This is a genomic window from Bradyrhizobium sp. AUGA SZCCT0177 (assembly GCF_018130125.1).
Lineage (GTDB): Bacteria > Pseudomonadota > Alphaproteobacteria > Rhizobiales > Xanthobacteraceae > Bradyrhizobium.
Map to the genome: position 1 here is coordinate 1 of NZ_JAFCMA010000049.1, position 25244 is coordinate 25244.

The window sequence follows — 25244 nt, forward strand, 5'->3', positions numbered from 1 at the left end:
CGTGTGCAGCCTACTTAGTGCAAACCGCACACGGGACCGCGGGTGCAGCGCGCACCCGGTCTTCCCTGCGCCCTCTCATTGGAGGGCGGGAAGTTTCTGGCAAACCTCGGGCGCATCGCGTCGCGAGATTGCATAGACATATTCGGTCGTCGTCACCCGCCCGAGTGCGCAATTGCGCACGGGGGGCGGGTGACCCAGTATTCCAGAGACGCTGATGATTGAACCGATAAGCCGCGGCGTACTGGATCCCCGCCTGCGCGGGGATGACGGCATTGTGTGGAGCCGCTCCGTCGCCGTCATTGCGAGCGGAGCGAAGCAATCCATCCGCGCGGGCAGCATGGATTGCTTCGTCGCTATCGCTCCTCGCAATGACGTTACCCATTGGGGCTGGAATTATTACGTCGAGCTCGCATATCGGGCATCGGACTTCAGCGAAGGAACCGCACATGAGTTTACAGGCCGACTTCACCAGCCAGGAGTTCTTTCGCGACCCCGCCACCGCGATCGAGAAGCTGCGCACCACCGGGCCGGTGGTGGAAGTGCGCTTTCCCATCATCGGCAAGGTGTGGGCCACGACCACGCAAGCGCTCGCTGATCAGGTGCTGAAGGATACCGAGACCTTCACCATCCGCCGCGACGATGGCAATGTCGCCGGGCTGCAATGGTGGATGCCGGGCATCGTGCGCACGCTCGCCAACAGCATGCTGTCGATGGACGAGCCCGATCACAAGCGGCTGCGCGACATCGTCGACGAAGCGTTCCGCCGCCGTGCCGTGCTCGACATGGAGCCGCATATCCAGGCGATCGGCGACCAGCTTGCCGATGAGTTGTTTGCCGAAGGCAGTCCGGCTGATCTCGTCGAGCGCTTTGCGCGCCGGCTGCCGCTGTCGGTGATTTGCGAACTGCTCGGGCTGCCGCTCGCCGACCGCGCCAAATTCACCGCCTGGGCCAGCGGCTTTACCCGTTTCACCGGCGCGCTCGGCTTTCTCGGCATGATGCCGAAGATTTTTGCCATGCGGCGCTATGTCGAGCAGCATCTGGAAACCGTTCGCCGGCAAGGCGGGCAGGGGTTGATCGCCGAGATCGTGCGCGTCGAAAAGGACGGCGGGAAGATCCGCCGCGACGAGATCGTGTCGATGGTGTTCCTGCTGCTGTTCGCCGGCCACGAAACCACGACGCATCTGATCAGCGGATCGGCGTTCGAGCTTCTGAAGAATCCCGGACTGCGCTACTGGCTGCGTGAGGACGAAAGCCGGCTCGATCTGGCTGTCGAGGAATTTCTGCGCTTCATCACGCCGGTGCAGTTCACCAAGCCGCGCTATGTGCGCCGGGATGTCGATCTTGGCGGCGTGCAGGTGAGGAAGGGCGACAAGGTCATGGCGATGCTCGCCGCCGCCAACATGGACCCGCAAGCCAATCCGCATCCTGAGCGGCTCGACCTGCAGCGCAGGCCCAACCGCCACATCGCGTTCGGCACCGGGATCCATTTTTGCCTCGGCCATCAGCTGGCGCGGATCGAAGGCCGATGTGCGCTGAAATCGCTGTTCCGGCGCTGGCCCGAGCTGGCGCTGGCTGTCGATCCATCCGAAATCAAATGGCGCAAGCGGCCTGGCCTGCGCGCGATCGACCGGTTGCCGGTTGTGGTGATCAGGCAAACACGCGGTCCGGGTGGCGTAAAGCAGGAGTAGCGGGTTTTTGGTTCCACAGCCTGTGCGGGTTGTGCCATCGATCGTTGCCCGCTTGCTACGATTGTTGCGTGGCCGCAACACTTCCTGAACATTTAACCGTCAAATCAGCCAGCTATTGCCTGCGCCGCTTTTTAGCCACACCCCTGCATGAAATCATGCCTTCATAGGCTGATGGCCACAGCGCTCGCCAAGACGAGTCGGCTGGGGAAACAGGTTCGCGATGCACGCAGGGACCAACATCAAGGACAGGCTGCCGAGCTGTCACGTGACGGCGGGACCCGCGCGCGCGCCGCAAGCCCAAGCCCAAGCCCAAGCCCAAGCCCAAGCCCAAGCCTATGTCGCAGCCGCCGTCATCGCGGCTTCCTTCGGCACCGGCAATGCTGCATCGCACTCGCCTGTGATCGCCAATCGCTGCCGCACCAGATTCGATTTGATCGACGGCGCCGAAATCTTCGCGGGAAAAATCTTCAAAAAGACTCCGTGTGCCGCGGGTTTGCAGCCGAGCGGCCGTTATGTTGCCAAAGACATGCAGGAAATTGGGAGCATATCGCTTCTGATGAAGACGCTGCTCGACAACGGCCACCTGCGCGGGAATTGCCTTACCGCCACGGGCCGGACGATCGCCGAAAACCTCAAGAGCGTAAAGCCGATGGCCGCCACCGGCGGTATCGTTGGCCAAAAAGATTTTGCGCAGGAAGGTGCGGTCGTGAAGGTCGCGGGCATGTCGAAGCCGATATTTTCAGGTTCTGAATTTTCAAGTTCTGTCCGCGGCTTGGACCGCGAAAAGAACGCCGCGGCGAGTCTTAACGTAAAGTTGACCGGCGCCGACGCCCCTGAACATGAGACCAAACGGCAGTCCCGAGCGACTAACTTCAAATCGGCTGCGCTGTGGAAGGACGCCCAAAGGACCGGGCAGGCGATGGATGGCGCTGTTTCCCATCCAGACGGTGCGCACGAGAAACAGTGTTATGCGGACATCTAGGCGTATCATTCTTGCGTTGATGTTAGGGGCCGCGCCGGTGGCAGGCTCCGGATTCGCGTTCGATGGTGCGCCGGTAAATCCCAAAGATGCCGCTCTTCCCGTGGTTTCCCAGCCCGCCGCACAGGCGTTGAACGCCCAGGCCTTGGGTATTCCAGGGGCAAAAAAGGCGATTCCGCCGGCAACCGCGGCGGCTGCCGCCTCCGCGCCGTCGCTGACCTCCCTGCAATACGCCGCTGAAGGCGGTCATCCCGTGGCCCAGTGGAAGCTCGGCCGGATGTATGCCAACGGCGATGGCGTCACCCAGGACGACCTGCGGGCGTTCGAATATTTCAGCCGCATTGCCAACCAGCACGCCGAGGATAGCCCGTCGGCGCCTCAGGCGACGATCGTGGCCAACGCGTTCGTGGCGCTGGGGCGGTATTATCTCAACGGCATTCCCAATTCGAAGGTCAAGGTCGACCGGGAGCGGGCGCGGGAGATGTTCTCCTATGCCGCGTCCTATTTCGGCAATGCCGACGCCCAGTACGACCTGGCGCGGCTCTATCTGAAGACCCCGGACGCTTCGCGGGAAGATTTCCGCTATGGCGCCCGCTGGCTTGGTCTGGCCGCCCAGAAGGGCCAGCATCAGGCGCAGGCGCTGCTCGGCCAGATGCTGTTCAATGGCGACCGGCTGCCGCCGCAGCGCGCCCGCGGGCTGATGTGGCTGACCCTGGCGAGCGAGAGTGCGACGCCGGACGAGGTCTGGATCAAGGAAAGCTACACCCGGGCGATGTCGAAAGCCTCCGGCGACGACCGCGCCATGGCGCTGCAGATGCTCGAGCACTGGGTGCAGGGCCGCCGGGACTGATTCCCGCCGCGGCTTGGTTGCTGCCGCGGCCTGGCTTGAGCGGCGCTTATTCGCTCAGGCGGTTTCGAGATCGAGATCGGCCCAGACCGGGACATGGTCCGACGGCTTCTCCCAGGCGCGCACGTAGCTGTCGATACCGACATTGATGAGCCGGTCGCTGGCCTGCGGCGACAGCAGCAAATGGTCGATCCGAATGCCCCAGTTCTTCTGCCAGGCACCGGCCTGATAGTCCCAGAAGGTGTACTGGCCGGGGGCGTCGTTCACGGCCCGCAGCGCGTCCGTCAGGCCAAGCCCGAGCAGCGATTGGAAGGATTCGCGGGTCGCCGGGCGGAACAGCGCATCATTGGCCCAGGCGGCGGGATTGTAGACGTCCCGGGCTGCCGGGATGACGTTGAAGTCGCCCGCCAGGATCAGCGGCTCCTCCGCTTTAAGTCGCTCCCTGGAGTACTCAAGAAGCCGCGACATCCATTTGAGTTTATAGGGATATTTATCTGAATCCGCAGGATTGCCGTTGGGCAGATAAAGGCAGGCGATGCGCAGCACGCCCTTCTTCAGGGGAATCACGCCTTCGAGGAACCTGGCATGGGCATCCTCGTCGTCGCCGGCGAGGCCGGATTTGGTTTCCTCGAACGGCAGCTTCGACAACAGCGCAACGCCGTTGAAGGTTTTCTGGCCGTGGGTGACGACGTTGTAGCCGAGCGCCTCGATCTCGAGCCGCGGAAAGGCCTCATCGATGCATTTGATTTCCTGCAGGCAGACGACGTCAGGCGCGCAGTCCTTCAGCCAGGTCAGGAGATGGTCGATCCGCTGCCGGACCGAATTGACGTTCCACGTAGCAATACGCATTGCAAAAGCCCGGATTGTAATCACACATTTTCGCTGCAGTGGCATACCATGTGCCGCGAGGCTGTGATAACTATCTAGAAATAAGGCGTAAAAGTCGCCGTCAAGGGGGGCGGGAGCAGCTGTCCCGCCCTTTGCGGACCGGCGGACGTGAAAAATTATGAAAAAGCGTAACTGGATACTTTTCGCCGGCATTATCGGCATTGCTGCCGTCGCGGCCTACACAACCCGCTCGTCGTGGATGGGGAGCAACGCCAGCGCACAGGGGCCGCAGCGCCCGCGCATGGTCTCGGTCGAACTGGCGAAGGCGGAGCGCAAGTCCGTGCCCGTCGATGTCGACGCCAACGGAATCGTCACGCCGATCTCCAGCGTGGCGCTGAAGTCGCGGCTGGAAACCACCATCGTGTCGGTCCATTTCCAGGACGGCGCCAAGGTCAACGAAGGCGACTTGCTGTTCACGCTCGATGCGCGCCAGATCGACGCCCAGATCGAGCAGGCCGAGGGGGTCCTGGCGAAGGACCAGGCCCAGCTCGAAGGTGCGCAGCGCGATGTCCGGCGGTACAGCGAACTGATCGGCAAGGGTGCCACCACGCAGGTCAATCTCGACAACGCGAAGACGACGGCTGACATCCTGGCTGGAACCATCAAGGCCGACCAGGCGGCGCTCGACAATCTGAAGGTCCAGAAAAGCTACACCACGATCCGCGCTCCGTTCTCGGGCCGGGTCGGTGCGGCTAACGTCAAGGTCGGCAATTTCGTGCGGCCGGCCGATCTCGCGCCGCTCGCCGTCATCAACCAGATGGCGCCGGTCTATGTGACGTTCGCCGTTCCCCAGCGCGTGCTGGTCGATCTGCGCGAGTCGATGGCGAAGGGGGCATCCGGGGTGACCGCGACGATCCCGGGCCATCAGCGCTCGGAAAGCGGCAAGATCGCGATGGTCGAGAACACGGTGGATGCCACCACGGGCATGGTCACCGTGCGCGGCATCATGAACAACGAGAACGAGACCTTGTGGCCGGGCACCCTGGTCGCGACCCGACTGACGATCCGCAGCGAAGATGCGATCGTGGTTCCGACGGTCGCCGTGCAGCGTAGCCAGACCGGCAACTTCGTCTTCATCGTCAAGGACGGCACAGCCAAGGTTCAATCGGTCACGGTCGATCGTACCTCGCAGGGCATGTCGGTGATTTCAGAAGGGCTCGCCGGCGACGAGAGCGTGGTGGTCGACGGACAATTGCTGCTGTCGGATGGAACGCGGGTCGAGCCGCGGGCGAAGAAGGCGGGGGCGTAGCCGATGACGCTCTCGGAGCTCTGCATCCGCCGGCCGGTCATGACGACGCTGATCACGGCGTCGATCATTGCGTTCGGCATCTTCGGCTTCCGCCTGCTGCCGGTATCGGCGCTGCCGCGGGTCGACTTCCCGACCATTGCCGTGACCGCGACCTTGCCGGGCGCGAGCGCGGATACGATGGCAGCCTCGGTGGCCGGCGTCATCGAGCGCCAGCTCTCGACCATCGCCGGCATCTCCTCGATGTCGTCGAACTCATCGCAGGGCTCGAGCCAGATCACGATCCAGTTCGATCTCAACCGCAATATCGATTCCGCCGCGCTCGACGTGCAGACGGCGCTGACCATCGCGCAACGCCGGTTGCCAATCGAGATGAGAATCCCGCCGAGTTTCCGCAAGGTGAACCCGGCCGATTTCGCGATCCTGTTCGTGGTGCTTGGCTCGTCCACGCTGCCGCTGTCGGCGGTCAATGAATATGGCGAAATCACCATCGGCCAGACTTTGTCGCAGATACCGGGCGTCGCGCAGGTCAGCGTCTACGGCGCGCAGAAGTTCGCCGTTCGCGTCCAGGCCGATCCGGAAGCCGCCGCGGCGCGCGGATTGTCGCTCGAAGACATTCGCGCCGCGGTTTCGGCCGCCAATTCGTCGACCCCGGTCGGCACGCTGAATGGACCAAAGCAGGACGTGGCGTTGCAGGCCTCCGGCCAGATGGACAAGGCGGCTGACTACAGCAAGATCGTGGTGGCCTGGCGCAACGGTTCGCCGGTCAAGCTCGATGAGGTCGCAAAGATCTACGACAGCGTCGAGAACGAGCGGATCGCAACCTGGCTGAACGACGAGCGCTCGATCGTGCTCGGCATCCAGAAACAGCCGGACGCCAACACGGTGGCGGTGGTCGATGGCATTCTGGCCAAATTGCCGGTGCTGCGGGCGCAGATCCCGCCATCGGTGTCGATCAACGTGCTGATGGATCGCTCGGTATCCATTCGTCAGGCGGTGGCCGACGTCGAGGAGACGCTGCTGATCGCGATCGGGCTGGTCATCCTCGTCATCTTCCTGTTCCTGCGCTCGGCGTCGGCGACCTTCATTCCGGCGCTGGCGGTTCCGATCTCGCTGTTCGGCACCTGCGCGGTGATGTACGCGCTCGACTATTCGATCAACAACATGACGCTGCTGGCGCTGACCCTTTCCGTCGGGTTCGTGGTCGACGACGCCATCGTCATGCTGGAGAACATCGTCCGCCATATCGAGCGCGGGATGCAGCCGTTTGAAGCTGCGCTGAAAGGCGCGCGCGAGATCGGCTTCACGATCATTTCGATCACGTTCTCGCTGATCGCCGTGTTCATCCCGGTGTTGCTGATGGGTGGCATCGTCGGCCGGGTGTTCCGCGAGTTTGCGGTGACGGTATCGGTCGCGATCATCGTGTCAGGATTCGTTTCGCTGACCTTGACGCCGATGCTGTGCGCGCGCGTGTTGCGGGCGCACGACCCGAACAAGAAGCCGAACATCGTGCTTCGCGTTTTCGAGGCGATGTTCGAATCCTGGCTGCGTGCCTATGAATGGACGCTCGACTGGGTGCTGGCGCGCAAGGCGCTGATGCTGGCCGTGACGCTGGCGACGTTGGGCGGCACCGTCTACCTCTATATGATCGTGCCGAAGGGCTTCTTTCCGCAGGAGGACACCGGCTTCCTGATCGGCGTGACCGAGGCTGCGACCGACACGTCCTTCGATGCGATGAAGGAGCGGCAGCAGGCGCTGGTCGCGGTGCTGAGAAGCGATCCCGCGATCGAATACATCAACTCCACCGTCGGCGCCGGCGGACCGAACACGACGGCGAATTACGGACGGCTGTTCATTGCGCTGAAGCCGAAGAAGGAACGCGACAACCTCACGACGATCATAGGGCGGCTGCGGGGCAAAGCCCGCCAGATTCCAGGCATGCAGGCGTTCTTCCAGCCGATCCAGAACCTCAATATCGGGGGGCGGATCTCCAAGAGCCAATACCAGTATGTGATGCAGAGCGGCGACACCGACTCGCTGTACCGGCTGGCGCCGGAAATGCGCGACAAGATCGAGAAGGTGCCGGGCCTGCTCGACGTCACCACCGATCTCTACATCAAGAACCCGCAGATGACGGTCGACATCGACCGCGAGAAGGCCGCGGTATACGGCGTTACCGTCGACCAGGTTCGAAACCAGCTCTACAACGCCTACGGCTCGCGCCAGGTCGGCACCATCTATATGCCGTCGAACGACTACCAGATCATCCTGGAAGTGCAGCCGCAGTTCCGGGTCGATCCGTCCGACCTGTCCAAGCTCTACATGAAGACCCAGAACAACCAGACCATTCCGCTGTCAGCGGTGGCGAAGCTGGTTCCGACGGTGGGGCCGCTGCAAATCAACCATCAGGCGCAGCAGCCGGCGGTGACGATCTCGTTCAACCTCGCGCCGGGCTATTCGCTCGGGCATGCGGTCGACAAGATCACGACGCTCGAGCAGAGCTCCAACCTGCCGGCGACCATTGCCACCGGCTTCTCCGGTACGGCGCAGGTGTTCCAGGATTCGCTGCGCGGGCAGGGCGTCCTGATCCTCGCCGCCGTGTTCGCGGCCTTCGTCATCCTCGGCATACTCTACGAGAGCTTCATCCACCCGATCACCATCATCTCCGGCTTGCCGTCGGCCGGCATCGGCGCGATCCTGACCCTGATGCTGTTCGGAATGGAGATGTCCGTCATCGCGATGATCGGCATCGTGATGCTGGTCGGCATCGTCAAGAAGAACGCCATCATGATGGTGGACTTTGCGCTGGAACGCCGCAGCGTCGGCCTCAGCGCCGAGCATGCGATCCGCGAAGCCGCGCTGCTGCGTTTCCGCCCCATCATGATGACGACGTTCGCCGCGATCTTCGGCACGCTGCCGATCGCGCTCGGCGCCGGCGCCGGCGCCGAACTGCGCCAGCCGCTCGGCGTCGCCGTAGTCGGCGGTCTGTGCCTGTCGCAACTGCTGACGCTGTACATCACCCCCGTGATCTACATCTATCTCGACCGCATCGACCGCCGCCTGAAGCGCCGGCTCGAGCCGCAGCTCGAAGAAACCGACGGCGAGCGGCCGCACGTGGTCGCGGCCGAGTAATGGTCCTGGCGCGGGCAATGTGGACCGCCTTGCGATGCATCGTCGTCCTGATCGCGCTTGCGTGGACTGCCGGGACCAAGGCCGTTGCGGCCGAGCCGATCGAAATCTTCGATGCGCATCTGCATTACAATTGGGAACCGAAGCCCTATTACCAGCTCGACGAGGTGCTCGCGCTGTTCAAGAAGCATCGCGTCACCGGCATCCTCGCGACCAGCCGCCCGAACAGTGGAACGCATGCGCTGGTGGATGCGAAGGCCGATGGCCTGCAGGTCGTGCCTTTCATTCGGCCGTACCGCGTCCGGTCAGATATCCAGAGCTGGTTCGGCGATCCCGTGATCTTCGATCTCGTGCAGGACGAATTCAAGCGCGGCTACTACCGCGGCATCGGCGAATTCCATCTGTCGGGCAAGTCGGCGGAAAACGAGTGGGTGAAGAAGACCGTCGATTTTGCTGTCGCCAACGACCTCTATCTGCACGCCCATGCCGATGACGAGGCGGTCGAGATCCTGATGCGGCACAATCCGAAAGCCCGGATCATCTGGGCGCATACCGGCTTTGGGCTGTCGACCGATCGCGTCACGGCGATGCTGTCGAAATACCCAAAGCTGTGGGGAGAGTTGTCGTATCGCAGCGGCATCACCGACGGCGCAGGCAAGCTGACGGCTGAGTGGCGGACGCTGTTCGAACGCTATCCTGATCGCTTCCTGCTCGGTTCGGACACCTGGGTGCCGGAGCGCTGGGCCAGCTATGGTGAGATCATGGCGAGCTATCGCGCATGGCTGGCGCAGCTATCGCCAAAAATCGCCGAGCAGATCGCGAGCGGCAATGCGAAGGCGCTATTCGCCGCGCCGCGCTGATATCGCTCAGATCGAAAAACTGGTGCCGCAGCCGCAGGAGGCGGTGGCGTTCGGATTGACCACCCGGAACGACGCGCCGATCAGGTCGTCGACGAAATCGACCTCCGAGCCGGCCAGGAACGGCACCGATGCCGGATCGACCAGCACCACCGCGCCCTCGCGCGCAATCACCAGATCGTCCTCGGCCTGGGCGTGCTCGACGTCGAACTTGTACTGGAAGCCGGAGCAGCCGCCACCTTCGACAGAGATGCGCAGCATGGCGCCGTCGCCCTCGGTCTTGAGGATTTGCCCGATGCGGCGGGCGGCCCGCTCGCTGACGGTGATGGCAGTGGTCATGCGTGGTCTCCGGTCGAAGGCGTCATACCCAATTCATTTGGTATCCCGCGCTCCCCATAGTTAAGTATGTAATCTCGCAGAATCAAATGGATAAGGACTAAAAAAACGTGTCGGTCGGAATGGCTGCCCCCCGCGCGCTCTATGCCTGCGATCCCGATCGCAGCCGCGGCCGGCTGTTTACGGAGCCGCCGAGCAAGACCCGCAGCCCGTTCCGGCGCGACTGCGACCGGGTGATCCATTCTACCGCCTTCCGCCGCCTGAAGCACAAAACTCAAGTCTTCGTGTTCCATGAAGGCGATCATTACCGCACAAGACTGACCCATTCGCTGGAGGTGGCCCAGATCGCCCGCGCGCTGGCCCGCCAACTCGGGCTCGACGAGGACCTCACCGAGACGCTGGCGCTGGCCCATGACCTCGGCCACCCCCCGTTCGGCCATGCCGGGGAGCGGGCGCTGGACAAATGCCTGCAGGCCCATGGCGGCTTCGATCACAACGCCCAGACCCTGCGCGTCGTCACCTCGCTGGAACATCGCTACCCCGAGTTCGACGGCCTCAATCTGAGCTGGGAATCGCTGGAGGGCATCGTCAAGCACAACGGCCCGCTGACGGAGCGGAGCGGGGCCCCGGCCGGGCGCTACAGCGACAGTGGGATCCCGGTCGGGATCGCCGATTTCAACCGCAAATATGATCTGGAGTTGTGGACCTACGCCTCGCTGGAGGCCCAGGTCGCAGCCTTCGCCGACGACATCGCCTATGACGCTCACGATATCGATGACGGCCTGCGCGCGGGCCTGTTCAGCGTTGACGACCTCAAGGTGATGCCGCTCACGGCAGCCATCATCGCTGACATCGGCAAGCACTATCCTGATCTCGATGACAGCAGGCGCGGGGCGGAATTGGTGCGCGAGCTGATTTCCTACATGATCTCGGCTGTTGTGGCGGAGGCCGGCAGGCGGATCGAGGCCGCCAAACCGCAATCGGCCCATGATGTACGCCACTGCGCTCAGCCGCTGGTCGCGTTTCCGCCTGCCGTGGCGGCGGAAGAGGCCGACATCAAGGCGTTCCTGAAGCTGCGAATGTACCGCCACAAGCGGGTGATGCGGGTGATGGGCGAGGCGGAGCAGATCGTGTTCGACCTGTTCGCGCGCTACCAGAAATCGCCGGATAACCTGCCGGCCGAGTGGGTCGAGGGCACCGAGCACGAGACCGAGGGCGAACGTATCCGCCGGATCGGCAATTTCATTGCCGGGATGACCGACCGTTTTGCCCTGACCGAGCATCAAAGGCTTTTTGACTCGACCCCGGATTTGCGTTAGGCGGCGGCCGAGGACTTCAAAAAATGGCCGAAAAACCCACTTCTCCGCACCTTTTTGCCGATGTGCTTGCGCGCGTGCACAGGATTTGTGCCGTGCTAGCGGCCGAGGAAAACTGGCCCGCCGGCATCGATTTCTCCCGCGTGGTGGTCGAGCCGCCGCGCGATGCGACCCATGGCGACATGGCGACCAATGCCGCGATGGTGCTCGCCAAGGACGCCAAGGCAAAGCCGCGCGATCTCGCCGACAAGTTCGCCGAAAAGCTGCGCGCGGACGATCTGATCGCCTCCGTCGAAGTCGCCGGGCCAGGCTTCATCAATCTCACCTTGAAGCCAGAGGTGTGGGCCGACGCGCTGCGCACGGTGCTGCGCGAGGGCGCGGCATATGGAGCGAGCGCGATCGGCGGCGGCGAAAAGGTAAATGTCGAATATGTCTCGGCCAATCCGACCGGGCCGATGCATGTCGGCCATTGCCGCGGCGCGGTGTTCGGCGACGCGCTATGCAGCCTGCTGCAATTCGCGGGTTATGACGTCACGCGCGAATATTACATCAACGACGCCGGCGCGCAGGTCGACGTGCTCGGCCGCTCCGCCTATCTGCGTTACCTTGAGGCGCTCGGCGAGGACATCGCCGCTATACCGGAAGGCCTGTACCCCGGCGACTATCTCGTGCCGGTCGGGCAGGCGCTTGCCGCCGAATACGGCGACAAGTTCAAGGCGATGTCGGAAAACGTCTGGCTGCCGATCGTGCGGCTCAAGGCCATCGACATGATGATGGACATGATCAAGACCGATCTCGCCGCGCTCCACATCAAGCACGATGTGTTTTTCTCGGAGCGCTCGCTGATCGAGTCCGGCAACAACAAGGTCACCGAGACCATCGATTATCTGCGTTCCAAAGGCGATGTCTATGAAGGCCGCCTGGCGCCGCCCAAAGGCAAGGTGGTCGACGACTACGAGGACCGCGAGCAAACGCTCTTTCGGGCCACCGCATTCGGCGACGATGTAGATCGTCCGCTGATCAAGTCGGACGGCGCCTATACATATTTTGCGTCCGACATCGCCAACCACAAGAACAAATTCGATCGCGGTTTTACCAACCTGATCGACGTGTTCGGCGCCGATCATGGCGGCTACATCAAGCGCATGCAGGCCGCGGTGAAGGCCGTGACCTCGGGCAAGGCGGCCCTCGACGTCAAGATCGTGCAGCTGGTCAAGCTGCTGCGCGACGGCGAGCCTGTGAAGATGTCAAAGCGCTCCGGCGAGTTCGTCACCTTGCGCGAGGTGGTCGACGAGGTCGGCTCGGACGCCGTTCGCTTCATGATGCTGTTCCGCAAGAACGACGCAGTGCTGGATTTTGACCTTGCCAAGGTGATCGAGCAGTCCAAGGACAACGCGGTGTTCTACGTCCAGTACGGCCATGCCCGCGGCCATTCGATCTTCAAGAACGCCCGGGAACTGGTTCCCGACCTGCCGGAGAGCGATTCCGCCCGGGCGGCCTTTCTCGGGGATGCCGCGGTGGAGCGGCTGACGGACCCTGCGGAACTCAGCCTGCTGAAGCAGCTGGCGCTCTATCCCCGGATGATCGAGGCCGCGGCGGTGGCGCATGAACCCCACCGAATCGCTTTTTACCTCTATGATCTCGCGAGTGAATTTCACGCGCTTTGGACCAGGGGGCGGGATTTGCCCTATTTACGCTTCATTATCACTAATGATGCACAGATTACGAAGGCGCGACTGGCAATGGTCCAGGGCGTCGTCTCGGTTCTGGCATCGGGCTTAGCCGTTCTCGGCGTCCACGCTCCGACCGAGATGCGGTAGGCAGGGGCGAAGGCCCTCACAATGGGGATTGTGAGGGTATCTGGCAGGGGCCAATTCGTATTTCATGGCTCGTATGGTCATGGCGGGTTGGCGCTGTCCCGAAGGGGATGCATCTTCACGATGGCTGATCGATATCAGGAACGACCTTTTCCTTCCGACGCCGACGATGATCGCGGCGCGAACCCGGCTGCCCCGGCGAGGGGCGACAGCGATCCGCTGGCGGAGCTGGCGCGGCTGATCGGGCAGTCCGACCCGTTTGACGGCAGCACCAAGACCCCGCACCCACTGCAGTCACGGGCCAACGTGCGTCCGCAATACGACACCGTGGACGAGGAAGAGGTCAGCGTGGCCGCGAGCCCGCCGCCATGGATGCAGCGCGCCAGGCACGATGCGCCGCCACCGCAACAGGAATACGAAGAGCCGGAGCCGGAATACCAGCCGAGCCCCGTGCATCCCTTGCACCGCTACGCCGCTCAGCAGCCGGCGGCACATGAACAGGACTATCACGAGCCGGCGCAGCAATACGCGGCTGAGCAGCCCGTGGATCCTTCGCGGTATGACGACGCGCTGTATGGCCAGCTCGAATCCGGGCAGCATGAATATGCGCGTGATCCGGCCTTTCCGGATGATCCCTACGCCTACCAGAGCGATTATGAGGAAGAGCCCGAGCCGCCCCGCAAGCGCAGCAACGGCTTGATAACGGTCGCCGCGGTGCTGGCGCTGGCTGTGGTCGGGACGGGGGCTGCCTTCGCCTATCGAACCTATGTCGGTTCACCCCGCAGCGGCGAGCCGCCGATCATCAAGGCCGACAACAGCCCGACCAAGGTCATGGCGACGCCCGGCGAGGGCGCCACTGGCAAGACACCGGACCGCATGGTGCCCGGCGATGGCGGCGAAAAGATCGTTTCGCGTGAAGAGGCTCCGGTCGACGTCAATTCCAGGTCCGGCCCGCGCGTGGTGTTTCCGCCGCTGAACCAGAATGGCAGCCCGCCCTCGGTCGCAAGCGTCTCTCCGGCCGCTTCGTCGCCCGCGACCGCCGCGAACGGCTCCCTGCCGAACAACGAACCGCGCAAGATCAAGACCCTTGCCGTGAAGGGCGACGCCGATAACGGTGGCGTTCCTGCAGGGGTTGCCGCGCCAGCCGCAAAGCCGGCGCCAGCTGCGCGTACGGCCGCGCCGGCGCCAGCCCCGGCCGCGGCGCCGCGCAACCCGTCATCCGCCAACGCCAGCGCCAATGGTCCGCTCGCGTTGACGCCGCAAGGCGGCGCAGCGCCCGATCCGGCGCCCACCCGTGTCGCCGCAACCAATCCGGCACAGGCTGCGCCTTCCGGCGTCGGATACCTCGTCCAGGTCTCCTCGCAGAAGAACGAGGCCGATGCGCTGGCTTCCTACCGGGCGCTGCAGGGCAAGTATCCATCCGTGCTGGGGACACGTTCGGCTTCGATCAGGCGGGCGGATCTCGGCGAAAAGGGTGTCGTTTACCGCTCGATGGTCGGACCCTTTGGTTCTCAGGAGGAGGCGGCGCAGCTGTGCGGCAACCTGAAAACCGCCGGCGGACAGTGCGTCATCCTCAGGAATTAACGGCCGTTTCCTTGACCCGGGAGCTGTGAGGGGCCTAATCGGCCCCCATGAGCAGCCGCGCATTCATCACAGGCATATCCGGACTGGAATTGAGCGCCGACGAGCGCGCTTTTATCCGTGCCGAGCTGCCATGGGGCTTTATCCTATTCAAACGAAACATTGAGACCCCCGCGCAAGCTGCTTCGCTTGTTGGCGAATTACGCGTTTTGATCGGAAACGCCGAGGCGCCCGTCCTGATCGACCAGGAAGGCGGGCGGGTGCAGCGGCTCGGACCGCCGCATTGGCCGGTCTATCCGCCAGGCGCCGTCTTTGGGGCGTTGTACGACATCGACCCTCAATTGGGCTTCAAGGCCGCCCGTTTGAGTTCACGGCTGATCGCAGCCGACCTGATCGACCTCGGAATCACGGTGGACTGCCTGCCGCTCGCAGACGTGCCGATCGCCGGCGCCGACGCTGTTATCGGCAACCGGGCCTATGGAACCGACCCGGGCAAGGTCGCCGCGATCGCCCGCGCCGTCACCGAGGGGCTCGAGCAGGGCGGGGTGTTGCCGGTCCTGAAGCACATTCCCGGCCATGGAAGGGCCACAGCGGACAGCCATTTTCGGCTGCCGACGGTTGATTCGACGAGGGAAGAGCTCGATCGGACCGATTTTGCCGCCTTCCAACCGCTGGCGGACCTGCCGATGGCGATGACCGCACATGTTGTGTTTAGCGCGCTAGACCCCGTCCATCCGGCGACGACTTCTGCGACAATCATCCGGCAGGTGATTCGCGGCGTAATCGGGTTCCAAGGTTTGTTGATGAGTGATGACGTGTCCATGAATGCGTTGGCGGGATCGATCGCCGAGCGGACTCGAGCCATCGTCAACGCCGGCTGCGACATGGTTTTGCACTGCAACGGCAAGCTCGACGAGATGCGCGATGTCGCAGCGGAGACGCCGGAACTGACGGGCGAGGCCCTCAATCGCGCCAACCGGGCGCTGGCCTCGCGAAAGGCGCCGCTGCCGCTCGACCGGCAGGCGGCGCGGGCTGAACTGGACGCGTTGATGAATCGGGTAGGGACGGTATGACGGCGGAGATTCTATCGTTTGAGACCGGACGGCCCGCCGCTGACGGCACCGACAGCGAGCCCTCGCTGGTTGTCGACGTCGAGGGCTATGAGGGGCCGCTTGACCTGTTGCTGACGCTGGCGCGGCAACAGAAGGTCGACCTGTCCAAGATTTCGATCCTGGCGCTGGCCGACCAGTATCTCGTCTTCATCGAGGCGGCGCGAAAGATTCGCCTCGAACTGGCGGCCGACTATCTGGTGATGGCGGCCTGGCTGGCGTTCCTGAAATCGCGGCTGCTGCTGCCCGAGCCGGCGACGCCCGACGGCCCGAGCGCCGAGGAGATGGCGACCGCGCTCGCCAACCGGCTGCGCCGGCTGGAAGCCATCCGCGAGGCAGCCAACCGGCTGATGAACCGGCCGCAGTTCCAGCGCGATATTTTCCCGCGCGGCAATCCGGAATCGATCGCGGAAATCCGCCACCCCAAATTCACCGCGACCCTGTACGACCTGCTCACGGCCTATGCCACGCAGCGTCAACAGAAGGTGCTGGCAACGGTGCATCTGGCCAAGCGCACGGTGTGGTCGCTGTCGGAAGCGCGCGCCTCGCTGGAGCGGCTGGTCGGCGTGGCCGATGACTGGAGCTGCCTCGACGAGTATCTCCTCAGCTATGTCGTCGATCCCTCGCAGAAGGCGACGGTATTTGCATCCACCTTTGCCGCAGCGCTTGAGCTGGTGCGGGAAGGCGAGATGGAACTGAACCAGAAAGAGGCGTTCGCGCCCCTGTATTTTCGTAAGCGTCAGCCGCAGGCGTCCGGGGCGATGTCCGCTTCGGATCTCTCGGTCGAGTAAGTGGAAGAAGGAGACCTAGCCATGGCGAGCCTCGCGGAAAAGCGAATGGAAGAAGCCGAGGAACATTCCGTCGATCCCACGAACGAGCCCGAAGCGCGGCCCGAAGAATTGCGGCTGCTGGAAGCGCTGTTGTTCGCCTCCGCCGAGCCGGTCGATCAGGCGGCGCTGGCCAAGCGCATGCCCGACGGCGTCGACGTCAAGGTCGCTTTGGCGCAACTGCAGGCGGAATACGCCACGCGCGGCGTCAATCTGGTGCGGGTCGCGAACAAGTGGACGTTCCGCACTGCCGGCGATTTGTCGTGGCTGATGACGCGGGAGAGCACGGAAACGCGGCGGCTGTCGCGCGCGGCCATCGAGGTGCTCGCGATCATCGCTTACCACCAGCCGGTGACGCGCGCCGAGATCGAGGAAATCCGCGGCGTGATCACCTCCAAGGGCACGCTGGATGTGTTGCTGGAGACCGGCTGGATCCGTCCCCGCGGCCGCCGCAAGACGCCGGGCCGGCCGTTGACGTTCGGCACCACCGACGGGTTCCTGTCGCAGTTCAGCCTGGAAGCGCTCGGCGATCTGCCGGGCCTGGAAGAGCTGAAGGGCACGGGCCTGCTGGATTCGCGGCTGCCTTCCGGCTTCAGCGTTCCGACCCCGTCGGACGACGTGGCGCTGCGAGAGGACGAGGATCCGCTGGATGCCGGCGACACCCTGGAACTCCTGCTGGCGCCGGCCGCCGAGCCGGAGACGCCGAGCGAGGGCTAGGGCGCGGACAAAAATATCGAAAACAACCCCATGCAAAGTAGAACGGGCCCGGTTCGGAGCCTGTTCCGCCAAGGGCCGGTTAGTCCTCGAAACCGGATTAACGGTAGCAATAATACGTAGTCGCGACAGCGATTTGCCGCGGCGTAGGTCCTTGTTTTTGACACCTCCCGGGCCTACCTTCCGGCAAAGCTTGGGCCGGATGCCGGCCGTCTCTTTTGGAGGGTTGCAGGATGGGTTCGCTTAGTATTTGGCACTGGATCGTCGTGATCGCAGTGGTCCTGCTGTTGTTCGGCCGCGGCAAGATTTCGGACCTGATGGGCGACGTCGCGCAGGGCATCAAGTCCTTCAAGAAAGGCTTGCAGGACGATGACAAGCCTGCGGAAAAGCCTGCGGTCGAGCCGACCAAGACCATCGATCACAATGCGGCGCCGACGGCGGCACGCACCGATGTCGGCAGCAAGGCTGTTTGACGGTTTAGTTGTAGGCGCCCGTCTGGCGCGGACCGGTGTCCGGTGAAGCCATGGACGCCGGTTGAGAAAAGACGTGGGCCGCCCCAAAATCTTGCTATTGAGATTTGGGTGGGGCGGGGTCGCGTAAGCGGAAATTTTCATGTTCGACATCGGGTGGAGTGAACTGGTCGTCATCGCGGTTGTCGCGCTGATCGCCATCGGCCCGAAAGAGCTGCCGGGCGTGCTGCGCATGGTCGGGCAATGGATGGGCAAGGCCCGCAAGATGGCCTCCGAATTCCAGGGCCAGTTCCAGGAAGCGATGCGCGAGGCCGAAATGGCCGACCTCAAGAAGAGCTTTGACGAGGTCAAGGACGTCGCGACCGGCATGTCTCCCACCAATCTGATGACTTCGCTGCAAAAGGACGTCGGCGGCGCCTTGCAGATCGGCGACATCGACAAGCCCGTCAATTCGCAGGTGGAAACCTCGATCGGCGAAACCGTGACGCCCGAAATCGTCGCGCCGACCACGCCGGCCGCCCCGACGGCCGAGACCTTTGTCGAGGCCGAAACCCATCAGGCTGCTTCCGAGCCGCTGGTGATTACGCGTGAAGTTCAGGCCGCGCAGCAGCAGGACATCGCGCCACCGGCGCCGGATATTCTCAAGGACGCCAAAGCGTCATGAGCGACGAAGACATCGAGGCCAGCAAAGCGCCGCTGATGGACCATTTGATCGAGCTGCGCTCGCGGCTGATCAAGGCGCTGCTGGCGTTCGGTATAGCCTTCATCTTCTGCTTCTTCTTCGCCAAGCAGATCTACAACGTGCTGGTGTGGCCGTTTGTCTGGGTCGCCGGCCCCGAGAATTCGAAGTTCATCTACACGGCGCTGCTGGAATATTTCCTCACGCAGTTGAAACTTGCGCTGTTCGGCGCCGGCTTCATCTCATTCCCGATCATCGCGACGCAGATCTACAAATTCGTGGCGCCCGGGCTCTACAAGCACGAGCGCGGTGCGTTCCTGCCGTATCTGGTGGCGACCCCGTTCTTCTTCGTGCTCGGCTCGCTCCTGGTCTATTTCATCGTGCTGCCGATGCTGGTGCGCTTCTCGCTCGGCATGCAGCAGTCCGGCGGCGACGAGACCGCGCAAATCCAGCTGTTGCCGAAGGTCGGCGAATATCTGTCGCTGATGATGGGGCTGATCTTTGCCTTCGGCATCGCGTTCCAGCTGCCGGTGATCCTGACGCTACTCGGCCGGATCGGCATCCTCACCGCAAAACAGCTGCGCGAAAAGCGGCGCTATTTCATCGTGGTCGCCTTTGTCATCGCCGCCGTCCTGACGCCGCCCGACGTGCTGAGCCAGGCCTCGCTCGCGCTGCCGTTGCTGGTTCTCTACGAAGGCTCGATCCTCGCGGTCGCCCTGGTGGAGAAGCGCGCCGCCGCCGCAGCCAAGGCCGCGACCGGCACGCCGCCCTCCGCGACCCCGCCGCCCGCGGCCAATCCGGCAGAGTAGGGCCGCTTCGCCTACGTTTCACCTATCATCCCGACGGCGGCCTATGATTCGTCATGCCCGGGCTTGACCCGGGCATCCACGACTTGTTCTAAGGCAGCAAAGACGTGGATGGCCGGGACAAGCCCGGCCATGACGCAGGAATATGGCCATGCACGACATCAAATCGATCCGCGATAACCCGCAAGCCTTCGACGCCGGACTGAAGCGCCGTGGCCTGGCGCCGCTGTCGCCGTCGCTGCTGGCGATCGACGAAAGGCGCCGCGCGGCGATCCTGGCCTCCGAACAGGCGCAGGCACGGCGCAATGCGGCTTCAAAGGAAATCGGCGACGCCAAGAAGGCGAAGGATGAGGCGCGTGCATCAAAGTTGATGGCCGAGGTGGCCGAACTCAAGACCACGATGCCCGAGCTTGAAGCTGCGGCAAAGACGGCGGACGACGAGCTTGCAAAAGAGTTGGCCGCGATCCCGAACCTGCCGCTCGACGAAGTGCCCGACGGCGCCGACGAGCACGGCAATGTGCAGCGTCAGGTGTTCGGCAAGGCGCGCACCTACGGTTTTGCGCCGAAGCCGCATGACGATCTCGGCGGCGCGCTCGGCTATATGGATTTCGAGGCGGCGGCGAAACTGTCCGGTGCGCGGTTTGTCGTGCTGAAAAAAGGCCTCGCGCGGCTGGAGCGCGCGATCGGGCAATTCATGCTCGATCTCCACACCAATGAGCACGGCTACAGCGAGATCAATCCGCCGCTATTGGTGCGCGACGATGTGATGTTCGGCACCGGGCAACTGCCGAAATTCGAGGATGATCAGTTCTGGGCGATCAAGGGCGAACTGCTGGCGGCTCCGGATGATGGCCGCTTAAAGAGTGAACGTCTTGGCCTCATTCCCACGGCCGAAGTATCGCTCACTAACCTCGTCCGCGAATCCATTGTCGACGACAAGGAATTGCCGATGCGTCTCACGGCGCTGACGCCGTGTTTCCGTGCGGAGGCAGGTGCCGCCGGCCGTGATACCCGAGGCATGATCCGCCAGCATCAGTTTACCAAGGTCGAGCTGGTCTCGATCACCACGCCGGAGAACAGCCGCGACGAACACGAGCGCATGCTGTCCTGTGCTGAGGAAGTGCTGCGCCGCCTCGACCTGCATTATCGTGTCATGACGCTGTGCGCGGGCGACATGGGTTTCTCCGCGCAAAAAACCTACGACATCGAAGTGTGGATGCCGGGGCAGGGCGACGGCGGTGCTTATCGCGAAATCTCCAGCTGTTCGGTGTGCGGCGATTTCCAGGCGCGGCGCATGGATGCACGGTATCGCGGGCCCGACGGCAAGCCGCGTTTCGTGCATACGCTGAACGGTTCCGGCACTGCGGTCGGCCGCGCGCTGATTGCGGTCATGGAAACCTATCAGCAACAGGATGGCTCGATTGCGGTGCCCGACGTGCTGCAACCTTATATGGGCGGCCTCAAAGTGATCGAGCACGACAAATAGCAAAGTCGAAAATGGCCCTGCATCGCGACATCCATTGGATCGGCCGGCAATGGGCTGTCACCGGCCTCGGGATGCAGTTGATCGACCAAAAGCTGAAGGGCTTCTTTGATATCGAGGTCCCGCAATTGTGGGACGAGGCGCTGATCGAAACCACGCGCGCCAAGGAATGGCTCAACGTCGCGGATTTCGACAAGGGGCTCGAGGTGGCGCGAAAGCGGTTTCCTCCGGGCAGCGTGACGTCGCCGCCGGCGGCGGCCACCCCAGCGCAGCGGGCCGCATTGGCGGCAGTTCCGGAGGCTCAACCGGTTCCGCCAGCGACGCCCGTTGCTTCGGCTCCGCCCATCGTAGCGGCTCCGGTCATCACATCGATCAAGCCGGTTAGAAAAACGCCGGCGCCCGTGCAAATCACGACGCCTGCAGAACTACTCCCGCAAGAGCCTGAAATGATCGATCCGGCAAAATCTGCGCTGGAAAAATTTCAGATGCGGTTTCTGGGGCATGGCAAGTTCGTTCGTCCCTGGCGGGTCCGAATGAAAGAGTGACGGTATTTTGGCGGTTTGCCTCGGCGGCGATAGCCGGATAATACGGCGCCCGGAAACCGGCCTCGACTCGAACCAGAAGGCATTTTGACGGATGCGCATTCTCTGCACCAATGACGACGGCATTCACGCTCCCGGTCTGAAGGTCGTCGAGGAGATCGCCCGCGCGCTGTCGGACGACGTCTGGATCGTGGCGCCCGAACTCGATCAATCCGGCGTCTCGCATTCGCTGTCGCTGAACGATCCGCTGCGGCTGCGCGAAGTTGGCCCCCGACACTTTGCAGTGCGCGGCACGCCGACCGATTGCGTGATCATGGGCGCGCGCCACATCCTCGGCGAGAAGCTGCCTGATCTCGTGCTGTCCGGCGTCAACAAGGGCCGCAACGTCGCCGAGGACGTGGTCTATTCCGGCACCATTGCGGGCGCGCTGGAAGGCACCATTCTGGGCATCCCGTCATTCGCGCTGAGCCAGGAATTTTCCATCGACACGCGCCACGCGCCGCTGTGGGACACGGCGGTGAAATTCGGACCGGATATCGTGCGCAAGGTGATCGACGCCGGCGTGCCCAAGAACACCGTGATCAACGTCAACTTTCCGGCCTGCACCCCCGACCAGGTCAAGGGCATCCGCGTCACGCGGCAGGGCAAGCGCAATCTCGGTTTCCTGAAAGTCGACGAGCGTCACGACGGCCGCGGCAACCCCTATTTCTGGATCGGCTTCGAACGCGCCGCGGTGCTGGACACGCCGGCCGAAGGCACCGATCTCGCCGCATTGGCCGCGCGCTACGTCTCAGTGACGCCGCTGCGGCTCGACCGCACCGATGAAGCGTTTTCGGAAGCACTGACGACGACGTTGAAGTGAGACGAAGGCAGTCCTCCGTCGTCGTCCCGGCCTGGTGCGCAATTGCGCACGGGGGGCCGGGACCCATAAACACCGGCGATGATTGTGACGCTTGGTATTTGCTGCCCGGGGCAAACGATGGGACGCGACGTATGGGTCCCGGCCTTCGCCGGGACGACAGCGGTTATATGCGGCTAAGCCGCAGCGCTCTTCAGCGCGCTGTTGATCATCTGCGCCAGCGTTTCCAGCTGAAACGGTTTTTGCAGGGCCGGGCGGTCGCGATATTCCTCGGGCAGGCCGGAGGAACCGTAGCCAGTCGCGAAAATGAACGGGCGGTTGCGCGCCTTGATCAGTTCGGCCACCGGCGTGATCACCTTGCCGTTGACGTTGACGTCGAGGATGGCGAGATCGAAGTCGGTCGATTGGGCGAGCTTGACGGCTTCGCCGATTTCGCCGGCCTCGGCGGCGACGCTGTAGCCGAGCTCTTCGAGCATGTCGGCCACCATCATCCGGATCATGACTTCGTCTTCGACGAGAAACACTGAACAGCCCTGCGGCCGCGTCGCCATCATGATGGAATCCTTGCCCTTCCCGAGCTCAAGGTTCGCAAATAACACCAGTCGGCGCAACGACAAGATGGGATAGGCCAAGGCCTGCGGCCCACCCGTCAAGAGTCCGATTTTCCGGGCTCTAACGCTGCTTCCGGACCCTGGTTCCGCGATCGGAACCCATTTTTGAGGAAATTCTTCCTTAAAGCTCTGGTGGCTATTGCATCCAATCTCTGCCGAAGCACTAGATGAATGGCCAGCCGTGACCCTTGAGTCGCTAATGTCGCAAGAACCGCCCGAAAAGATGATGTTCCAGCTGACCCTGCGGCGGCGGGGGATCAGCGACCAGACCATCCTGCGCACCATGGAAGAGGTGCCGCGCGAGACGTTCGTGACCGCTGCCGATCGCGGCCATGCCTATCGCGACAGCGCGCTCGGCATCGCGTGCGGGCAAACCATCAGCCAGCCCTTCGTGGTCGCCTACATGACCGAGCAATTGCAGCTGCAGAAGCAACATAAGGTGCTCGAGATCGGCACCGGCTCCGGTTACCAGGCCGCGGTCCTGTCCCGGCTTTGCAAGCATGTCCTGACCATGGAGCGGTACCGGACGCTGGCCGACAGCGCGCGCGCCCGGCTGGAAAAGCTGGGCTACGACAATATCGAGGTCCTGCTTGGCGACGGTTTCGATATCCCTGCTGGTGCGGGGGATTTCGACCGCATCATCGTGACCGCGGCAATGGAGCAAATTCCCGAACAGCTGCTGGCGCGGCTGGAGCCGGGCGGCATCCTGCTCGCGCCGGTGGGGCCGCATCAGGGCGTCCAGACGCTGGTGCGCGTCACGAGGACTGACGCAGGGTTCGATCGCAAGGCGCTGGTCGACGTGCGCTTCGTGCCGGCACTGCCGGGAATTGCCCGCGAACTGTAGAAGCACGGGATTGGCGGTTTCCGCCAACATCTTATTTGAAGGGTTAAGCGGTTATTTACTCGGGACGTGTTTACTCAAAAGAGTATTTTGTTGCGTACAAGTGAGTAACCATGTCCCGTGTCGCCGAGTTACTTCGCTCGCGTCGCATGCCGCAGATTGCGGTGCTGACGCTGATGTCGGTTGGCTTTGCCGGCTGCAGCGCCGATATGCAGACGCGCTTGTCCCAAAACACTTTATCAAACCCGTTCAACTATCAGCCGGACGCGACCGGTACGGTGCAGCAGGCGCCGGCGCCCCAGGTCGAGCGTCGCGAACTGCCGCAATATGCGCGGCCGCAAGCCCAGGCTCCGCAGTATCAGTCGCAATACCAGTCGTCGGCCTTGCCGCCACCGCCGCCCGTGGTCACGGCGCCGCGGTCCTATCAGGCCGCAGGCAACGGCGTGTCGGGAGGAGGCCGCGGGCTTTCGTCCTATACCCCGCCGGGTCAACCCAAGCTTGAGACCACCGCCACCGTTGCGCCGCGCTCGGTTGCCGCTGCGCCCGCACATGGCGGCACCACGATCATCGTCGGTACCAGCGACACGCTCGACATCCTGGCCAAGCGCTACAACGTTTCGCCGGCCGCGATCCTGCAGGCCAATGGTTACAAGGGACCGCGCGCGCTATCGCCCGGCCAGCAACTGATCATCCCGCGCCAGGCCGTCGCCGCCGCGCCCGCGCCGGCGGTAGCGCCGCCGGTCAGCAAGCCGGTCGCGGCCGTGGCAGGGCCGTCGAGCGTACACGTCGTCAATCGCGGCGATACGTTGATGAGCATTGCACGCCGCAACAACCTTCCGGTGGCGGATCTCGCCAAGGCCAACAACCTCGACACATCGGCCAAGCTCAGCCTCGGCATGAAGCTGACCGTGCCCGGCGCCAAGACCGCCGCCGCACCTGCGGCGCAGCCGGTTGCACCGGTGCAGCAAGTCGCAGCGGTCGCAGCGCCTGCCGCCAAGCCGTTGACACCCGCCGCACAGCCGCAAAGCGCGCGCCTGGCGCAGTCGACCGTCAATGTCGAGGAAAAACCGACCGAAGCGCCGGCGGTCAAGTCCAGCGAAGCCACTGGCGCGCTGCCGACCTTCCGCTGGCCGGTACGCGGCAAGGTCATCACGACCTACGGCGCCAAGACCAACGGCAAGGCCAATGACGGCATCAATCTGGCGGTGCCGGAAGGTACCCCGGTGAAGGCTGCCGAAGACGGCGTCGTCGCCTACTCGGGCAATGAATTGAAGGGCTACGGCAATCTCATTCTGGTTCGGCACTCCAACGGTTACGTCACCGCATATGCCCATGCGAGTGAGCTGATGGTGAAGCGCGGCGACACGATCAAGCGCGGCCAGATCATTGCCAAGTCGGGTCAGTCGGGTGAGGTGGGGTCGCCGCAACTCCACTTCGAGATCCGCAAAGGATCTTCACCGGTTGACCCGCTTCAATTCCTGAACGGGGCGTGAGGCGCTCAAGAGCGTCCACATCCAGAACTGTCGTCGCCCGCCTTGTGCGCAATTGCGCACTGGAGCGGGTGATCCAGTATTCCAGAGACGCGTGATTGAGCCGAGAGGCTGCGGCGTACTGGGTCC

The 25244-nt window shown here is 63.4% G+C and carries 22 protein-coding genes and 1 pseudogene; 20 read left to right on the forward strand and 3 right to left on the reverse strand.

The annotated features are described in order from the left end of the window. Window positions 1-446 precede the first annotated feature (446 nt). The 3 genes and pseudogenes from JQ597_RS34800 (at window position 447) to JQ597_RS34810 (ending at window position 3517) form a co-directional block, all read left to right on the forward strand. Window positions 447-1688 (forward strand): cytochrome P450, encoded by a 1242-nt coding sequence (locus JQ597_RS34800; RefSeq protein ID WP_212269923.1) that lies wholly within the window; start codon window positions 447-449, stop codon window positions 1686-1688. 340 nt (window positions 1689-2028) lie between these two features. Then, a pseudogene (locus JQ597_RS34805) lies at window positions 2029-2670 on the forward strand (dihydroxy-acid dehydratase domain-containing protein); the annotation flags it as partial. After that, window positions 2657-3517 carry a tetratricopeptide repeat protein gene (locus tag JQ597_RS34810; protein WP_212269925.1) on the forward strand — a complete coding sequence of 287 codons (861 nt, stop codon included), beginning with the start codon at window positions 2657-2659 and terminating at the stop codon, window positions 3515-3517. The pseudogene JQ597_RS34805 and the gene JQ597_RS34810, both read left to right, overlap by 14 nt. A 54-nt stretch (window positions 3518-3571) precedes the next feature. On the opposite strand, the gene xth is transcribed toward JQ597_RS34810, so the two are convergent. After that, a complete protein-coding gene (gene xth / locus JQ597_RS34815; protein ID WP_212269926.1) occupies window positions 3572-4363 on the reverse strand; it encodes an exodeoxyribonuclease III in 792 nt (263 codons plus the stop codon). Between the two features lie 157 nt (window positions 4364-4520). On the opposite strand from xth, the gene JQ597_RS34820 reads away from it, so the two are divergent. From JQ597_RS34820 to JQ597_RS34830, 3 genes are read left to right on the forward strand one after another with little or no spacing between them, the layout of a single operon-like run. After that, the gene (locus JQ597_RS34820; protein ID WP_212269927.1) at window positions 4521-5651 is read left to right on the forward strand and encodes an efflux RND transporter periplasmic adaptor subunit; all 1131 of its coding nucleotides are present in this window, start codon (window positions 4521-4523) and stop codon (window positions 5649-5651) included. 3 nt (window positions 5652-5654) lie between these two features. Next, window positions 5655-8780, forward strand: a complete 3126-nt coding sequence (locus JQ597_RS34825) for an efflux RND transporter permease subunit (RefSeq protein ID WP_212269928.1) — start codon at window positions 5655-5657, stop codon at window positions 8778-8780. Window positions 8781-8797: 17 nt separating this feature from the next. Beyond that, window positions 8798-9637 carry an amidohydrolase family protein gene (locus JQ597_RS34830; RefSeq protein ID WP_249148438.1) on the forward strand — a complete coding sequence of 280 codons (840 nt, stop codon included), beginning with the start codon at window positions 8798-8800 and terminating at the stop codon, window positions 9635-9637. Between the two features lie 6 nt (window positions 9638-9643). Here the strand turns inward: JQ597_RS34830 and erpA are convergent, their stop codons facing one another. Then, window positions 9644-9973, reverse strand: a complete 330-nt coding sequence (gene erpA, locus JQ597_RS34835; RefSeq protein ID WP_192739521.1) for an iron-sulfur cluster insertion protein ErpA — start codon at window positions 9971-9973, stop codon at window positions 9644-9646. Window positions 9974-10080: 107 nt separating this feature from the next. Here erpA and JQ597_RS34840 point away from each other — a divergent pair, with 107 nt between their 5' ends. From JQ597_RS34840 to surE, 12 genes are all read left to right on the forward strand, one after another. Next, window positions 10081-11289: a deoxyguanosinetriphosphate triphosphohydrolase gene (locus JQ597_RS34840; protein WP_212269929.1), complete on the forward strand. Its 1209-nt coding sequence runs from the start codon at window positions 10081-10083 to the stop codon at window positions 11287-11289. Between the two features lie 23 nt (window positions 11290-11312). Next, window positions 11313-13106, forward strand: coding sequence for an arginine--tRNA ligase (gene argS / locus JQ597_RS34845; RefSeq protein ID WP_212269930.1), 1794 nt, complete (start codon window positions 11313-11315; stop codon window positions 13104-13106). 120 nt (window positions 13107-13226) lie between these two features. Then, complete coding sequence (locus tag JQ597_RS34850; RefSeq protein ID WP_212269931.1) at window positions 13227-14687, forward strand: SPOR domain-containing protein; 1461 nt, start codon at window positions 13227-13229, stop codon at window positions 14685-14687. A gap of 47 nt (window positions 14688-14734) precedes the next feature. Continuing rightward, on the forward strand, window positions 14735-15757 hold the full coding sequence (nagZ, locus tag JQ597_RS34855; protein WP_212269932.1) for a beta-N-acetylhexosaminidase: 1023 nt from the start codon (window positions 14735-14737) through the stop codon (window positions 15755-15757). After that, window positions 15754-16584: a segregation and condensation protein A gene (locus JQ597_RS34860; protein ID WP_212269933.1), complete on the forward strand. Its 831-nt coding sequence runs from the start codon at window positions 15754-15756 to the stop codon at window positions 16582-16584. The genes nagZ and JQ597_RS34860 overlap by 4 nt, the downstream gene beginning before the upstream one ends. 21 nt (window positions 16585-16605) lie before the next feature. After that, window positions 16606-17337 carry an SMC-Scp complex subunit ScpB gene (gene scpB / locus JQ597_RS34865; RefSeq protein ID WP_212269934.1) on the forward strand — a complete coding sequence of 244 codons (732 nt, stop codon included), beginning with the start codon at window positions 16606-16608 and terminating at the stop codon, window positions 17335-17337. Window positions 17338-17567: 230 nt separating this feature from the next. Continuing rightward, on the forward strand, window positions 17568-17807 hold the full coding sequence (locus JQ597_RS34870; protein ID WP_192739514.1) for a twin-arginine translocase TatA/TatE family subunit: 240 nt from the start codon (window positions 17568-17570) through the stop codon (window positions 17805-17807). 139 nt (window positions 17808-17946) lie between these two features. Beyond that, window positions 17947-18468 carry a Sec-independent protein translocase protein TatB gene (tatB, locus tag JQ597_RS34875; protein ID WP_212269935.1) on the forward strand — a complete coding sequence of 174 codons (522 nt, stop codon included), beginning with the start codon at window positions 17947-17949 and terminating at the stop codon, window positions 18466-18468. After that, window positions 18465-19292 (forward strand): twin-arginine translocase subunit TatC, encoded by an 828-nt coding sequence (gene tatC, locus JQ597_RS34880; RefSeq protein ID WP_211996703.1) that lies wholly within the window; start codon window positions 18465-18467, stop codon window positions 19290-19292. The genes tatB and tatC overlap by 4 nt, the downstream gene beginning before the upstream one ends. Window positions 19293-19440: 148 nt before the next feature. Then, window positions 19441-20775, forward strand: a complete 1335-nt coding sequence (gene serS / locus JQ597_RS34885; RefSeq protein WP_212269936.1) for a serine--tRNA ligase — start codon at window positions 19441-19443, stop codon at window positions 20773-20775. A gap of 11 nt (window positions 20776-20786) precedes the next feature. Next, window positions 20787-21317, forward strand: a complete 531-nt coding sequence (locus JQ597_RS38580) for a hypothetical protein (RefSeq protein WP_212269937.1) — start codon at window positions 20787-20789, stop codon at window positions 21315-21317. Between the two features lie 91 nt (window positions 21318-21408). After that, window positions 21409-22176, forward strand: coding sequence for a 5'/3'-nucleotidase SurE (surE, locus tag JQ597_RS34895; RefSeq protein ID WP_212269938.1), 768 nt, complete (start codon window positions 21409-21411; stop codon window positions 22174-22176). A gap of 173 nt (window positions 22177-22349) precedes the next feature. On the opposite strand, the gene JQ597_RS34900 is transcribed toward surE, so the two are convergent. Further along, entirely contained in the window at window positions 22350-22727 is a 378-nt protein-coding gene (locus JQ597_RS34900) for a response regulator (protein ID WP_212269939.1), read from the reverse strand. A gap of 256 nt (window positions 22728-22983) precedes the next feature. On the opposite strand from JQ597_RS34900, the gene JQ597_RS34905 reads away from it, so the two are divergent. Continuing rightward, entirely contained in the window at window positions 22984-23628 is a 645-nt protein-coding gene (locus JQ597_RS34905; RefSeq protein WP_409363352.1) for a protein-L-isoaspartate(D-aspartate) O-methyltransferase, read from the forward strand. A 110-nt stretch (window positions 23629-23738) separates the two neighbouring features. Next, window positions 23739-25118, forward strand: coding sequence for a peptidoglycan DD-metalloendopeptidase family protein (locus JQ597_RS34910; RefSeq protein WP_212269940.1), 1380 nt, complete (start codon window positions 23739-23741; stop codon window positions 25116-25118). Window positions 25119-25244: the final 126 nt, after the last annotated feature.

Coding starts and splice junctions, on each gene's coding strand:
- scpB (WP_212269934.1), top strand. CDS start 16,606: ATGGCGAGCCTCGCGGAAAAGCGAATGGAAGAAGCCGAGGAACATTCC.
- tatB (WP_212269935.1), top strand. CDS start 17,947: ATGTTCGACATCGGGTGGAGTGAACTGGTCGTCATCGCGGTTGTCGCG.
- serS (WP_212269936.1), top strand. CDS start 19,441: ATGCACGACATCAAATCGATCCGCGATAACCCGCAAGCCTTCGACGCC.
- JQ597_RS34910 (WP_212269940.1), top strand. CDS start 23,739: ATGTCCCGTGTCGCCGAGTTACTTCGCTCGCGTCGCATGCCGCAGATT.
- JQ597_RS34900 (WP_212269939.1), bottom strand. CDS start 22,727: ATGATGGCGACGCGGCCGCAGGGCTGTTCAGTGTTTCTCGTCGAAGAC.
- erpA (WP_192739521.1), bottom strand. CDS start 9,973: ATGACCACTGCCATCACCGTCAGCGAGCGGGCCGCCCGCCGCATCGGG.
- JQ597_RS34905 (WP_409363352.1), top strand. CDS start 22,984: ATGTCGCAAGAACCGCCCGAAAAGATGATGTTCCAGCTGACCCTGCGG.
- JQ597_RS34800 (WP_212269923.1), top strand. CDS start 447: ATGAGTTTACAGGCCGACTTCACCAGCCAGGAGTTCTTTCGCGACCCC.
- JQ597_RS34860 (WP_212269933.1), top strand. CDS start 15,754: ATGACGGCGGAGATTCTATCGTTTGAGACCGGACGGCCCGCCGCTGAC.
- JQ597_RS34820 (WP_212269927.1), top strand. CDS start 4,521: ATGAAAAAGCGTAACTGGATACTTTTCGCCGGCATTATCGGCATTGCT.
- JQ597_RS34830 (WP_249148438.1), top strand. CDS start 8,798: ATGTGGACCGCCTTGCGATGCATCGTCGTCCTGATCGCGCTTGCGTGG.
- nagZ (WP_212269932.1), top strand. CDS start 14,735: ATGAGCAGCCGCGCATTCATCACAGGCATATCCGGACTGGAATTGAGC.
- tatC (WP_211996703.1), top strand. CDS start 18,465: ATGAGCGACGAAGACATCGAGGCCAGCAAAGCGCCGCTGATGGACCAT.
- argS (WP_212269930.1), top strand. CDS start 11,313: ATGGCCGAAAAACCCACTTCTCCGCACCTTTTTGCCGATGTGCTTGCG.
- JQ597_RS34825 (WP_212269928.1), top strand. CDS start 5,655: ATGACGCTCTCGGAGCTCTGCATCCGCCGGCCGGTCATGACGACGCTG.
- JQ597_RS38580 (WP_212269937.1), top strand. CDS start 20,787: ATGGCCCTGCATCGCGACATCCATTGGATCGGCCGGCAATGGGCTGTC.
- JQ597_RS34870 (WP_192739514.1), top strand. CDS start 17,568: ATGGGTTCGCTTAGTATTTGGCACTGGATCGTCGTGATCGCAGTGGTC.
- surE (WP_212269938.1), top strand. CDS start 21,409: ATGCGCATTCTCTGCACCAATGACGACGGCATTCACGCTCCCGGTCTG.
- JQ597_RS34850 (WP_212269931.1), top strand. CDS start 13,227: ATGGCTGATCGATATCAGGAACGACCTTTTCCTTCCGACGCCGACGAT.
- xth (WP_212269926.1), bottom strand. CDS start 4,363: ATGCGTATTGCTACGTGGAACGTCAATTCGGTCCGGCAGCGGATCGAC.
- JQ597_RS34810 (WP_212269925.1), top strand. CDS start 2,657: ATGCGGACATCTAGGCGTATCATTCTTGCGTTGATGTTAGGGGCCGCG.